14 protein-coding genes and 3 pseudogenes are annotated in these 12860 nt (G+C 53.6%); 8 read left to right on the top strand and 9 right to left on the bottom strand.

The annotated features are described in order from the left end of the window. Positions 1 to 38: 38 nt before the first annotated feature. From GQ39_RS33730 to GQ39_RS08025, 3 genes and pseudogenes are all read left to right on the top strand, one after another. Positions 39 to 815: pseudogene (locus tag GQ39_RS33730) on the top strand (PAS domain-containing protein); the annotation flags it as partial. 99 nt (positions 816 to 914) lie between these two features. Next, positions 915 to 1352: a methyl-accepting chemotaxis protein gene (locus tag GQ39_RS33725; protein WP_242070527.1), complete on the top strand. Its 438-nt coding sequence runs from the start codon at positions 915 to 917 to the stop codon at positions 1350 to 1352. 214 nt (positions 1353 to 1566) lie between these two features. After that, positions 1567 to 2019 carry a PAS domain-containing protein gene (locus tag GQ39_RS08025; protein ID WP_047528720.1) on the top strand — a complete coding sequence of 151 codons (453 nt, stop codon included), beginning with the start codon at positions 1567 to 1569 and terminating at the stop codon, positions 2017 to 2019. 68 nt (positions 2020 to 2087) lie between these two features. Here GQ39_RS08025 and GQ39_RS31310 read toward each other — a convergent pair. The 4 genes and pseudogenes from GQ39_RS31310 to GQ39_RS08010 all read right to left on the bottom strand — a co-directional run. Continuing rightward, positions 2088 to 2347 (bottom strand): annotated as a pseudogene (locus tag GQ39_RS31310) (integrase core domain-containing protein); the annotation flags it as partial. A 180-nt stretch (positions 2348 to 2527) separates the two neighbouring features. Further along, entirely contained in the window at positions 2528 to 2893 is a 366-nt protein-coding gene (locus GQ39_RS08020) for a histone-like nucleoid-structuring protein, MvaT/MvaU family (protein ID WP_047528719.1), read from the bottom strand. Positions 2894 to 2989: 96 nt separating this feature from the next. Next, positions 2990 to 4042 carry a GGDEF domain-containing protein gene (locus tag GQ39_RS08015; RefSeq protein WP_047528717.1) on the bottom strand — a complete coding sequence of 351 codons (1053 nt, stop codon included), beginning with the start codon at positions 4040 to 4042 and terminating at the stop codon, positions 2990 to 2992. A gap of 356 nt (positions 4043 to 4398) precedes the next feature. Beyond that, positions 4399 to 5304 carry a LysR family transcriptional regulator gene (locus GQ39_RS08010; RefSeq protein ID WP_047528716.1) on the bottom strand — a complete coding sequence of 302 codons (906 nt, stop codon included), beginning with the start codon at positions 5302 to 5304 and terminating at the stop codon, positions 4399 to 4401. 128 nt (positions 5305 to 5432) lie between these two features. Between GQ39_RS08010 and GQ39_RS08005 the strand changes: the two genes are divergently transcribed. Beyond that, positions 5433 to 6428 (top strand): zinc-dependent alcohol dehydrogenase family protein, encoded by a 996-nt coding sequence (locus GQ39_RS08005; RefSeq protein ID WP_047528714.1) that lies wholly within the window; start codon positions 5433 to 5435, stop codon positions 6426 to 6428. Between the two features lie 52 nt (positions 6429 to 6480). On the opposite strand, the gene GQ39_RS33720 is transcribed toward GQ39_RS08005, so the two are convergent. Next, complete coding sequence (locus GQ39_RS33720; protein WP_081998007.1) at positions 6481 to 6585, bottom strand: zinc-binding dehydrogenase; 105 nt, start codon at positions 6583 to 6585, stop codon at positions 6481 to 6483. 243 nt (positions 6586 to 6828) lie between these two features. On the opposite strand from GQ39_RS33720, the gene GQ39_RS08000 reads away from it, so the two are divergent. Next, a complete protein-coding gene (locus tag GQ39_RS08000) occupies positions 6829 to 7626 on the top strand; it encodes an alpha/beta fold hydrolase (protein WP_047528713.1) in 798 nt (265 codons plus the stop codon). Positions 7627 to 7861: 235 nt separating this feature from the next. On the opposite strand, the pseudogene GQ39_RS07990 reads toward GQ39_RS08000, so the two are convergent. Next, positions 7862 to 8223: pseudogene (locus GQ39_RS07990) on the bottom strand (VOC family protein). Between the two features lie 27 nt (positions 8224 to 8250). After that, positions 8251 to 8994 carry an SDR family NAD(P)-dependent oxidoreductase gene (locus tag GQ39_RS07985; protein ID WP_047528711.1) on the bottom strand — a complete coding sequence of 248 codons (744 nt, stop codon included), beginning with the start codon at positions 8992 to 8994 and terminating at the stop codon, positions 8251 to 8253. Positions 8995 to 9132: 138 nt separating this feature from the next. Between GQ39_RS07985 and GQ39_RS07980 the strand changes: the two genes are divergently transcribed. Further along, complete coding sequence (locus GQ39_RS07980) at positions 9133 to 10032, top strand: AraC family transcriptional regulator (RefSeq protein WP_052193713.1); 900 nt, start codon at positions 9133 to 9135, stop codon at positions 10030 to 10032. A gap of 233 nt (positions 10033 to 10265) precedes the next feature. Here the strand turns inward: GQ39_RS07980 and GQ39_RS33210 are convergent, their stop codons facing one another. Together GQ39_RS33210 and GQ39_RS07970 are read right to left on the bottom strand one after the other, a co-directional pair. Further along, a complete protein-coding gene (locus GQ39_RS33210) occupies positions 10266 to 10865 on the bottom strand; it encodes a hypothetical protein (protein ID WP_081997866.1) in 600 nt (199 codons plus the stop codon). Between the two features lie 120 nt (positions 10866 to 10985). Next, on the bottom strand, positions 10986 to 11438 hold the full coding sequence (locus GQ39_RS07970; protein ID WP_047528709.1) for an anti-virulence regulator CigR family protein: 453 nt from the start codon (positions 11436 to 11438) through the stop codon (positions 10986 to 10988). Positions 11439 to 11760: 322 nt separating this feature from the next. Between GQ39_RS07970 and GQ39_RS33585 the strand changes: the two genes are divergently transcribed. Beyond that, positions 11761 to 12108: a type II toxin-antitoxin system CcdA family antitoxin gene (locus tag GQ39_RS33585; RefSeq protein ID WP_330218067.1), complete on the top strand. Its 348-nt coding sequence runs from the start codon at positions 11761 to 11763 to the stop codon at positions 12106 to 12108. A 250-nt stretch (positions 12109 to 12358) separates the two neighbouring features. Then, positions 12359 to 12763, top strand: a complete 405-nt coding sequence (locus tag GQ39_RS07960) for a DUF6632 domain-containing protein (protein WP_047528705.1) — start codon at positions 12359 to 12361, stop codon at positions 12761 to 12763. Positions 12764 to 12860 lie beyond the last annotated feature (97 nt).

Genomic DNA, 12860 nt, shown 5'->3' with positions numbered 1-12860 from the left:
TACCGATAGACTTTTCATGATCCAAAAGGCGGTTTCCCATGTTCAATACTAAAATCAAGAACCAGCTTCAATCTCAGGCAGCCGAGCTATCGGAGCTACGCCAACTACGCGATGGGCTGAACCGTGAAATGCTAACGTTGATTATCGATTCGACGTTTAAAATTACCGCATGCAACGAAAATTTTGCAGAGACTTTGGGCTATACCCAGGATCGGCTCCTAGGTCTTGCCATGGCCGATATTGTTCCGCAGTACGTATCCAAGCTTCCGTGCTTTCACAACTTTCGAGCAGCTGTCGCCGCAGGCAAGTCCATCACTGACGAGTACAGGTACCTGCATTCTGACGGTTCATTGGTGTGGCTTCATGCACATTGGCAGCCCATAGCGGATGCGACTGGCCGGTTGAGTCATATCACCTGCTATGCGACGAATATTACCTCTCGAGTGGAGAAAGCATCGGAAAACGCCTCCTTCATTGACGCATTACTTCGTTCGACGGCGGTGATCGAATTCGATCTCAACGGGCATGTACTCATGGCTAATGACCAATTTTTAAAAGCGATGGGCTACAGTTTGGGCCAAGCTAAAGGCAGTCATCACCGTATTTTCTGCAAGCCAGAGGAAACCTCAACTCAAAAATACAAAGATTTTTGGTCAACTTTGAACAAGGGTGAGTTTGTTGCTGGCCGATTTGAGCGTATTGATAGTCGCGGTCAGGTGGTATGGCTGGAGGCGACGTACAACCCGGTTTATGACACCGAAGGAGCGCTCTGCAAGGTCGTTAAATTTGCGACGGTTGTCACCGACCAGGTTGCCCGTGAGCAAGAGATCAGTAAAGCCGCGCAAACTGCATTTGAAATTTCCCAGCAGACGGATGTTAGTGCTCAGCGCGGAGCACTCGTAGTCAACGACACCATGCATACCATGCGTAAAATTGCTGTTGATATGCAGACTGCCTCTGGCGGGGTCGAAGCGCTCGGTAAGCAGTCGTTGTTGATCAGCTCCATCATTCAGACGATTAGTAGTATTGCCCAACAAACCAATTTGTTGGCATTGAATGCTGCGATTGAAGCTGCTCGCGCAGGTGAGCAGGGTCGAGGCTTTGCGGTCGTGGCTGATGAGGTTCGACAATTGGCTGGGCGCACCAGCACTGCTACTGAAGAAATCGCATCGGTTGTCTTGCAGAACCAGAAGCTGGTGGATGAGACCGTTGCTGAGATGGCAAACAGCAAGTTCCAAGCAGAGCAAGGCCTTGAACTTGCCACGCAGGCAGGCCAGGTGATTGTTGAGATTCAGGATGGCGCCAAGAGAGTAGTCGACGCGGTCGGCAGGTTTGCGACTCAGGTGGCTTAGAAAATGCAGTCACACCGCGACAGCGTTTCCGATAGCCCGAATGATCGATTTGAGAAAATGTGTAATGGTTCTCTCACCGGCTCGGGCATTAGTCCTGAGACTGTTGGGGCTGATTGAAAATATCGCCTAACACAGCAGGGGTATGATTTTCTAGAACATGCCCAGACGCGTTAAGTTGCTTTAAGATGAAATGTCACTCACTGGGGCTCTGAAAATGATCGACGCAGAACTGCTGAAACTGGTTGTTGAAGCATCCAACGATGGCATCGTGGTAGCAGAGCAGGAAGGCGACGAAAACATCCTGATCTATGCCAACCCCGCCTTCCAGCGCCTGACGGGGTACAGCGTTGATGACATCCTGTACCAGGACTGCCGTTTCCTGCAGGGTGATGACCGCGACCAAGCCGGCTTGACAGTAATCCGCGAGGCGATAAGGAACCTTCTTCCCTGCCGACAAGTCGTTCGCAACTATCGCAAGGACGGCAGCGCCTTCTGGAACGAGCTGTCGATTACCCCGGTGTTCAATGACAACGATCAACTCACCTACTTCATCGGTATCCAGAAGGACGTCAGCGTAGAAGTTGAGGCTAAGGTGCGAGTGCGTGAACTGGAAGCTGAAGTCGCCCAGCTGAAAATCCAACTGGCTCAATTGCAATCTAAAGCCTAGTTAGATCCGCACCTGATGGGTTAAGGATCCAGTGTCCACTCGTAAAAACGTCCCTGTTTCTGTAGTGGTCAACTAATCCCGGACACAACGTTAAGTTTTCCTCGGCCCGAGGTGGCGCCAGCCCACCGTTGAATTGGTGAGGCCGAATCCAGTTGTACCGATGCATCAAAAAATGGCTGATGTCGCGCTGTGCTTCCTGCGCAGTTCTGTAGCCTAAGGTCGGTATACATTCAGTTTTCAAACGCCGGAACATTCGCTCCATCGGTGCATTGTCCCAGCAATTTCCCCGGCGACTCATACTCTGGCGTATGCGGTATCGCCACAACCGTTAGCGAAATAAGCGAGCGACTAGCGTGCTCGGAGCCCACCAGTTGATGGTATTAATGGGCTGAAAGGTATTTGCTCAGCACAAAAAAAACGCCACCGAGCATGTCGGGGCGTTTGTTGGCGCCTTCGCTAGAGTGTTTTCACACAGTCTTCGAAGGCCGCTCTTGTACTCAAAACAAACTCACTTGGCCAGCCAAGACTCGACTTTGTCGGAGCCGTATTTCGATTTCCACTCTTTCAGGGTTTTGTGGTTGCCGCCTTTGGTTTCGACGACTTCGCCAGATTCCGGATTTTTGTAGACCTTCATCTGGCGCGGCTTGCGAGTACCGGCTTTGGACTCGACGGCTGGAGCGCGACGACGAGCCTGAGGATCCAGCAAGTTGATCACGTTCGGCAGGCTGTAACCATACTCAGCGAGCAAAGCGCGTAGCTTGGTCTCGAATTCGATTTCTTTCTTAAGGCCGGCATCGCCTTTCAGGGCCTCTAAAGCTTGGAGCTGTTCGGCGAGGTGTTTTTCGAGCTGACGGAACTCTGCAAGCTTGGACATGACAAATCTCTTTTCGATAGTTAACTAATAGCATATTACAAATCGCCGATCGCAATAGCATCTGTATTACGGCCCCGGAAATCGTTTAGCTGATATCTAAGCCTCAACTACCTCTACCCTATTGCGTCCAGATGACTTGCCCTCGTAGAGCGCGAAATCGGCTCGTGCAATAGCGTCGCTGAGCACCTCCTCAGCGCGATATTGAGTGACGCCGATGGACAGCGTAACGCTGACCTTTTTGCCATTACTGTAAATCTCCAGTGCCTGGACTGCCTTGCGTATACGCTCTGCGCTATCAGTTGCCTGGCTAAAATCCGTGTCCGGCAATATGGAAAGAAATTCTTCGCCACCCCAGCGGCCGATAAAGTCTTGTTCCCGCATTGAACATTGTAGTAATTGACTCACCGCTTCGAGAACACGATCGCCGGTATCGTGACCGTACAGATCATTGACCTGCTTGAAGTGATCTATATCCATCAACATTAAGGTGAGATTGCAAGGCCGTCTATTATGTCGTGCCAAAATTTTCTCGGTCAGCTCAATCATGTGCCGACGGTTGAATAGGCCGGTTAATGAGTCAGTCGTTGCCATACGTGCCAGATTCTTGTGCGCGCGGGTTACCGTGACCACATAGAACAGCGCAAGATAGCTGAACATGCAGAACACCACTGTGAGGTTGAACACATGCACAGCCAACAGGGAACTGGAGGAGATGGGTTGCAGAGGGTTTATGAACCACATCAGTACATCCAGGCCTACGTAGTAAACCCACAGCCAACCGGCATATATCCAAGCGCTACGGGCGCGCATGCTAACGAACAGTGCCGGAATAAACATTAGTAAGAAATAGTGAAAACCACTTCCCCAACCGATTAGAATTGTCCCCAGCCCGGCGTGCACGAGTACTTCAATGCGTATTAGGAGAACGGCCAACTGATTTCGTCGCTGCTTAAACGCGAGATAAGCATAGACATACATGGCCACACTGACCACGTTTATCCATGCCAAAATGGGAGAGCCAAGAATGAGAAAAATAAAAAAGAAGGCGATATCTACGCTGCCTGCCAACTGGCAGCAACGCATGGAAAGCTGCCAAAATTCTGGCCGAGCGTCGTACCTGGCGGGGCTTTTTAAATGTGTCCCTTGCATCGAACCAGCCACCTCAATATCCAGGTATAAGTCCGGTTTGTTTTTAGGTTGACTACCTCAAACCAGAAAATGAGGCGTAAAAATATTTCGTAGGGCGTTGTTCTGAAGGTACGAGGCTACGCATCAGTTGTCTAGTGGCAATTAGCCGCTTTTTTTGGCTGTTATATTACAGAGGGTGGTAAATCAGAGTTTCTATAGCCTGAATCGCCCCTGGTTCCGTAAACAGGTGTGAACGTCGGCCTTTGGCCGACTCTGTTAAAAACACATGCCGGGGGGGCTTCGGGCCTTCGTTAACATCGTCCGCGAGAGGATGTCTACGTAAATTATTTATCCAGTTTTTCTATTCCTCAGCACCTTCACCCCATGCAGATATCGGTGTCTGCCGCAAACGCGTCCCGTAAGTAATCGGTGAAAGCCCTGACTCTTGCAGACTGTTTTCGATCTGGAGGAGAGACGGCGTGGATTGGTAAGGGAGCAGGTGGGTGGCTCTCAAGAAGAACCATTACGCGCCCTTCCAGAAGGTCTTGGCGAAATAACCATAACGGAGAAAGCGAAATCCCTAACCCGTCTAACACCATCTGCCTCACCGCCTCACTGTTATTGCTACGCACATTGCCACTGACCTGCACGCTTTCCCATTTGCCTTTATGTTCAAATCGCCAACTCGCAAAATGTTCCAGCTGGTTAAAAACAAGACAATTATGATTGGCCAAATCCTTCGGCTTGGAAGGTGATCCAAATCGCTCTAGGTAGGTTGGAGCAGCGAACACTCTGCGCCTGGTCAGTCCAATCTGCCTTGCAATCAAACTACTGTCTTTGAGCTCACCAATGCGTATTGCAACGTCAACCCCTGAGCTTACTAAATCGACATTTTCATCGTTCAGTTGCAAATCGACGGACACTTCGGGGTAAAGCTCTAAAAAACCACGCAGCCTCGACGCAATTTGGATGCGACCGAAGCTGCCCGATGATGCAACCCGCAATGATCCGGCAATACGCTCTTGACCGCTCTGAAAAGTGTGCTCAGCATTCTCTACAGCTCCCAGAATTTCTCGACATTGCTGGTAGTAACGCTGCCCTTCATCCGTCATGGACAATTGACGCGTGCTGCGAGCGAACAAACGACCACCTAGTCGTTTCTCCAAGGAGCTGATCTGTTTACTGATAGTAGGCTGGCTTAATCCGATTTCCCGGGCAACAGCAGAAAAGCTGCCTCGCTCCACTACTCGGACAAAAATCGCCATTGATTCAAGGATGTCCATGTCACTCCGATTTAGTCGCTTTTTGGAATCATCACTATAGGGATTTGCCTACTTATCGGAAATCCTCCGCTAGGTGAAACTGTATTCAACGTCGGATGCCGGCTTGGATCATTTCAAGAGGAAGACCTATGAACAACATCAACATGCGTGCCGCTGTCGCGGTAAACCCAGAATCCCCACTGCAGATCCAGAGTCTAGCTCTACCTGTGCCTCAGGCAGGCCAAGTCCTGGTGAAAGTCATTGCCAGCGGAGTCAACCCCTTGGACACGAAGATCAGCCAAGGTAAGGGGGCACACGCTCGCCAACCATTCCCTGCGGTTTTGGGGATGGATTTGGCAGGTGAAGTGGTAGCAGTCGGCGAAGGCGTTAGCGCCTTCCAGCCTGGAGATGAAGTTTATGGCATGGCCGGTGGGATCGGCGGACAGCAGGGCTCACTGGCGGAGTATATCGCTGTAGACGCCGACTTGATTTCACGCAAGCCAAACAATCTGAGCATGCGAGAAGCAGCAGCACTGCCGCTGGTATTCATCACAGCCTGGGAAGGTCTGGTAGACCGCGCGAACGTTCACGCGGGTCAAAAAGTGCTGGTTCAAGGCGGTGCAGGTGGCGTGGGTCATATCGCTGTACAGATCGCAAAAGCGCGCGGTGCCCAGGTTTACGCAACTGGCAGCGCAAAGAGCCGTGAAGCGATCGAAAGCTTCGGCGCCACTGCCATTGACTACAACGAACAAGTGCCTACGGAGTACATGACTCAACATACCGATGGAGAAGGATTCGACATCGTTTATGACACAGTCGGCGGCGCTTCCCTGGACGCGTCTTTTGCAGTGACAAAGGTGTACTCGGGTCACGTGGTCAGTTGCCTGGGCTGGGGTGAGCATAAGCTCGCTCCCCTGTCCTTCCGGGGTGCCACCTATTCCGGCGTATTTACACTTCTGCCACTGTTGACTGGCAAAGGACGTAAGCATCACGGGGAGATATTGGCAGAAGCCACTCGTCTGGCTGAGTCCGGGCAGTTGCGAGTATTGCTTGATGACCGCAAATTCACCCTCGACAACGTCAACGAAGCTTACGCCATTGTGTCCGGCGGCACAGCCAAGGGCAAAATTGTCGTGGACATCTGATACAGATTCAAAAACGAGCAAAGCTACATAGAATCTGGGAAAAAACTAACCTTTAGGGAATAAGCAATGACTTCCCAAACGTACGTCGCTCTTCCAGATCTTGATGGGCTAGCGCCGCGTCTTCCAACGGATATCGTTGACCAATCTGAACGGAGATAAGCCCTACCCATCTCGGCCTACGCTAGAGCGTTCGAAAGTAGGCCGACGATGGGCAACCTCACCACGACCATGAACTAAAAGTCGCTCATCTCAGTTTGTCCTGGCTCACTAGCACACGGGTAAATAGCGTACATTACACACGAAATCATGATTGATCATCTGTTTTGCGTTTCTACAGTGACACGTCGCTTGGATCGTTCAGATATGCAAACAACCATCTCTTGATCTGAGGGGCGTCACGATGGCTACAGTTGGGCAAAAAGAGCTTTGGTTACCTACCGATAACGGGCAAGTCTACATTCGCACATGGGTGCATGATCAAAACTCTGCACAGCATGCTTCACCTATTGTTTTATTCCATGACTCGCTTGGGTGCGTGGGACTCTGGCGCGATTTCCCCGCGCAACTCGCTGCTGCAACCCGCAGAGATGTTATTGCCTACGATCGCCAAGGCTTCGGGCTTTCTTCGCCATACTCCGAAACCATTTCCTCCGATTTTATTCGTGAAGAGGCCAAGTTTTTCGCTACTTTGACTGATCATCTTGGTATAGAAACATTTATCGCATTTGGCCACAGCGTAGGCGGCGCAATGGCCTTGAACTGCGCTGCGCGTTTTCCTGAGCAGTGTTTAGCCGTGGTATCAGTGTCAGCGCAAGCGTTTGTAGAAGACCAGACATTGCTTGGGATAAAGACCGCGAAGGCGCAGTTCGAGCAGGCCCGCCATTTTGAACGACTTCAGAAATACCACGGGGAGAAATCTCAATGGGTATTGAATGCTTGGACGCAAACCTGGCTGTCAGAATCCTTTGCTGATTGGACGATCGAACGAGGGTTAGGCCAAATTCTGTGCCCCGTATTGGTCATCCATGGCGTAGAGGATGAATACGGATCTGCAGCCCATCCCGAACGAATAGCCCAACTGTCAGTTAACCGTAGCGAGATCCTGATGCTGAACAATTGCCATCACGTTCCACATCGGGAGATGCCCGAGGTCGTAATTAACGCAATACAGCGCTTCGTTTCTTCATTAAGCCGCTAGCTGCTGACTTTCAATGAATTGTGCCACGGTACAGCCAAAGTCGCGGGGGGGGCTGCGGGCGGGGTATTCCCTAACGGCCCCCCCAAGAAGCACGTCAACTCCAGTTGCTCGGCATTGCGCCCGGCGATGACAATATCCATCCCCTGCCCCTTGGCATGCTCGGCAGCCATGCGACCGGTGTACCCCGTCGCGCCGTAAATCATTAATGTGCCCATGGGCGGTGCTGCCAGTTTTTTTAGACGAATTCGAGACTGTAACCGTCGGGGTCGAGGACATTGGCCGCGTAATAGTCGGGGTCGTACTGCAGGCGCGCGCCCGGCGCACCGTTGTCGACGGCACCATTTCGCAGCGCCGCCGCGTAGGCCGCGTCGACTTCGGCCTTGCTTTTCGCCACAAAGCCGACATGCACCGCGCCTTCGCGCAACCAGAAAAACATACGTCAATTGGCACCGAACCCCTTCAGATCCAGATGCCCAGGCGGCCCGTCCTTGCCGTCGTAATCAAGCCTTGCGGTGATGCTCAGCGGGGTCAGTGCCGCTGTGTAGAAATCAACGGAACGATCAATGTCACTGACCGACAAAAAATGTGATCAAGCATAGCGAAACCTCGCACTTGGATTCCGATTCAAATGAAATATCCGCCCGCCACTTCGACGGATTGGGCGTTGATCCAGCTCCCTTCTTCGGACAGCAGCATGGCGATGACGCGGGCAACATCCTCAGGCTCTCCTACTCTTCCGAGCGCCGTCTGCGCAGCGAGCAAGGCTTCGAACTCGTCATTCAGCCCGCCGCCCAATTCGGTGCGAATCGCGCCCGGCGAGACCGCATTGGCCCGTATGCGCCGATCACCGAACTCCTTGGCCATGTAACGGGTCAGCACTTCCAGTCCACCCTTGAATGCCGCATAGGGCGCCACACCGGAGGTGGCAACACGGGTCGTGGCGCTGGTCAGATTGACGATACTGGCACCCTCGCCCAGCAAGGACAGCAAGGTTTGTGTCAGAAAAAACGGCCCCTTGAGGTGGACACCCAAAAGATCATCAAACTGCGCTTCGGTGACCGACGCCAGGGGTGTGAACTGGCCGTGGCCCGCGTTGTTCACCAGCCCCGCCAGGGTTGCCACACCCCAGGTTGACTGGAGGGTCTGCTGCACGCTTTCACGGAAATCGCCGAATTGGCTGACATCTGCCACATCCAGTTCAAGCGCAACGGCTTTACCGCCCGAGGCCTGGATACGCTGGACGACGGTGGTTGCCGCCTCGGCATTGCTTTTGTAGGTGAGAATGACACCCATGCCGCGCCGGGCGCAGTGCTCGGCCGTACTGGCGCCGATGCCACGACTTCCGCCGGTAATAACGATAACGCTCATGCGCTGCTCCAATGTAACTGGGGTGAGTCACCACAGTAGCCCCGTGCATCGTGGACAGCGCAGCCGTTCCTGCTCGACACCTGCCTGTTTCTGCTTTTTGCTTGCGTGTACGTATCTGCGTGAGTTCAGATGAACGCCATGAAAACCCAACTGACAGAACTTCGTGCCCTGACACGCCGCGCCGAAAATCGCCGTACTGATACGGGTATCCCGCGTGTTGCCATGGTTCAGGGTGAAATTCCCGAACACCTGCTGGCCGCCGTCTACGAACCGATGATCAACCTGATTCTGCAAGGCAGTAAATCAATGACCATCGCCGACCGTACCCTTCGATATGACCCGGCGACTTACTTCGTCATGTCCATCGACCTGCCGGCGGTCGGCCAGGTTCACCCTTCTGCAAGCGGCGAACCTTATCTGGCGGTCAGCCTGACACTCAATCCGGTTGTCTTGGCGACACTGCTCGCCGACTTGCCCAAACCACTCGGACAGCATGAACAGGAAACAGGCTTTTCGGTGGCCGCCGTCACACCCGAGCTGATGGACGCCTGGGTACGTCTGCTGCGTTTGATGGACAAGCCAGAGGACATCGCCGCCCTTGCACCGGTCTACGAGCGAGAGATTCTGTACCGCGTTCTGCAAGGCCCCCATGGCTGGATGCTGCGTGATATCGCGGCACCCGACAGCGCGATGGCGCGCGTCAATCTGGCCATTGCGCACATTCGCCAAAACTTTGCCGAATCCATCCGAGTGGACGCATTGGCGCAGCTGGCGTCAATGAGCGTGTCAGCCTTCCACCGACACTTCAAAGCCGTCACAGCGCTCAGTCCATTGCAGTATCAAAAGCGGGTTCGCCTGCTACAGGCTCGGACGCTGATGGTGGCCCATGCCAAAAGTGTCACGGGCGCTGCGTTTGAAGTCGGGTATGAAAGCGCTACGCAATTCAGTCGCGACTATGCGCGGGTGTTTGGCTTGCCGCCTTCGAGGGATGCGGCGCGGATGCTTGGGGAGATCCGAAGCAGTGGTGGTTTGGGTTGAGTCTGTTTACGGCTTTCCATTTGCGTGCATTCTAGAAACTATCGAGGAGTGCCCGCTTTGGTTGAAACCCGCTGTTCATGACTGGGTGCAGTTGACCCATTGCTGCCCTTCGCAAAGGGCAAAATTCGGCCAATAGTAGCCGCCCAAATTGGTGGCGTTTACCGATTCAGTGAGCGCGAAGTAAAAGGGCCAGCCTCTTCAGTCCGGCCCTTTCGGTGCACTAAAGAAGCAGATCAGCGATCGTTCTTAGAGGACGAATCAGCCGCTTTGTCCAGGCCCTTGGTATTGTGGGTGCCCGGCGTGGTGTCGGAGATCGCCGTTGCCTTGGATAGGCCGCGAGTGTCCTTCGAATGGGCCACGGACGAGGTCGTCGCGCCATGTCCCTTGCTATCGTTCTTGGTGCTGCCGGTGTGATTGCCGCTCACACCGCGGTCGCGAGTGGACTTGCCAGCGTGTTCGACGCCTTCGACCTTGCCATTGCGCTTCGCACCGTGGATGCCAGTGCTACCGTCGGACGGGTCACTCGTATGGCCAAGAGCGCCTTTGCCGTTGCCGTTGCCGTGACCATTTCCATCGCCATCACCGCCGCTATTGCTACCGCTGTGGCCAGCACTGTTGCCACCACCATGACCACTGCCATTGCCGCCACCGTTTCCACCGCCGTGGCCACCACCATTTCCGCCACCGCCACCGCCACCACCGCCATGACCACCGCCGCCTTCTTTTGCAGCAGCCGAGTTGATGATCGAAAGATCAGCGGGAAGAAGTGGAGCTGCGGCCAGCATTAGGGCGCAGGACATGACAGCAACGAGACTCTTGTTTTTTAAAAGCATGATTGCTTCCGTAAGGGGTTTAAATCGCATGGTTTAAGACTCGCCCGCCGACCCACGGTTCAAGTCTGGCGACGGGCGGAAGCCATGCTTCCCACACAGGGCAATCAATCTGATTTACAGCTAATCAAACACACCATTCAGCACTTCATAAATAAGCCCGGTCGCCAGCGCCACTAGAATCAAATCCGTCCCAACTTGCTGCCACTCGTACCCGTCATAGTGCGGTAACCTGCCCACCAATCGACCATCGAGCTTCTTCGCGATACCAGGCGGTAGCGGCTTGCCGCGAGCGAGGTTCTTCTGAATCCCTGGCGGCAACGCATGCCCCGGACTCCAATAATCCCGGTAACCATCGACAACCCCCAGGACGCTCGCATGATTGATACTCGGGCCATCGTGCCAATCACCCTCACCTGACTTTTTGCCTTTGCCGCCATGATCCTGGTTATGTGACTGGTTCCCTTTGGCATTTCCCTGGCCCTTGCCATTGCCGGGATCAGCCATTGCAGGCAGAGATCCACAGATCAGGGCGAAGCAGGTAGTGCCGGCGGTGATTGAGCGGAAAATGGGCATGGGAGCGTTCCTTCGTGTGGGGGTACATTGTCAAATCTAGACGATTGCTCAATGCCCAGTGCAAATGAAACGACATACACGGCCCTAGACGGTTCACAAGGGTGATTCGACGCTCAACACAGTATTGGGCGCTATGCGCGCCGTTGGCATTGTGCTTTGGGCGAATGATAGGACGCTTGCTGTAACAGAAAAACTGTCGCGGCTTATATGGGTAGAGTTAGTTGCATTGGGCGGTTGGATTTCAGCTTGAACATCATATTGTTGAACGACTGCTTCGGGTCGAACTCTGCCGGTCACTCATCTACCTGCAGCGTCAGATTTGATGCAAAAAACTGGTCAGAATGGGTGTAACTCGGCGTGCGCCCCAGTGCAATTATCCTGCAGTAATGAGGTCGTTTCTTCGCGTAAGCGGCTAGCCGTGCAGGGCTGGAATTTTGCAATCAGGAACGGTCTTTCTGGAAATATAAAATGGGGTGCTTGCTTAAGAATGAGCCTGATTATCGCAGTTGAGGAGACAGCGCAATGCAGAATCAGGACGAAATTCATTTGGAGCAGGAGCAGGACGAAGCAGTGCGAGCAATGGCTGGCAGAAAACAGCGAAGCCATTAATGCCTGTAACGAACACGTGGAAGCCCACGGCGTTTTCAGCGATTCCGTACGGAGCTTCTGACGCCTATGCCAGCAACGCTTACTTGACCAGCTCAAAGTCTGGCAATTTGAAGGCCTTGTTGTTCATTTCCTCAGTCGGCCCATAGAACCACATTGCCGGCAAAGGACGTTTCCCAGCCGTTGGAATCCAGTTTGACTCCAGACCTGCTGATGACTTCGGCCATCGATCACCCGACTGTCAAAATGCCCATAAAGGCGCTATCACTCCACCTGAGGTCAATTTAGAACTAGACCCAAAGAGGAAATCCGCCATGACCGCAATCGATCGCCTCAGGTATTTACGCGTCGTTCTGGTTTTGTCTGGCCTCGCGTGCCTTGCTCTCTACCCACTTATGCTGTTCTGGCCGTCCGGCTGGGCCTGGCACGTCGGTCACTCGGACTACCCGATGATGATCGTTGGCATCTACGCCACACTTGGCGTGTTCTTGATCCTGGCCGCTCGTGATCCATTAGCCAATCTGAGCCTAATCTGGTTCACCGTGTGGTCTAGCGCCGTACACGGAGGGATAATGGCCGTCCAAGCGGCCACCCAGCCGGAGCAAATGGGGCACTTGGTAGGTGACGTGCCGGCGCTCTTCATCGTGGCGGTTGCCTTGGCCATCTTGACGCCCCGCTCGCAATTGGCCGCTAGGCCCCGGACACGCAATGGGGCCTAAGAGCACATTTTACGTAGCAACGCAGTCTTCAAGACTGAGCCCGCTTTTTTCACAGCTTGGGACGTTTTCTGCGTGTCACGACTGACAGGTTTGGATC

It is taken from the genome of Pseudomonas sp. 11/12A (assembly GCF_000800055.1).
In the GTDB taxonomy this organism is placed as follows: Bacteria; Pseudomonadota; Gammaproteobacteria; order Pseudomonadales; family Pseudomonadaceae; genus Aquipseudomonas; species Aquipseudomonas mohnii.
The sequence above is the reverse complement of the archived record's forward strand: the minus strand, read 5'-3'. Positions and strand labels throughout refer to the sequence as shown.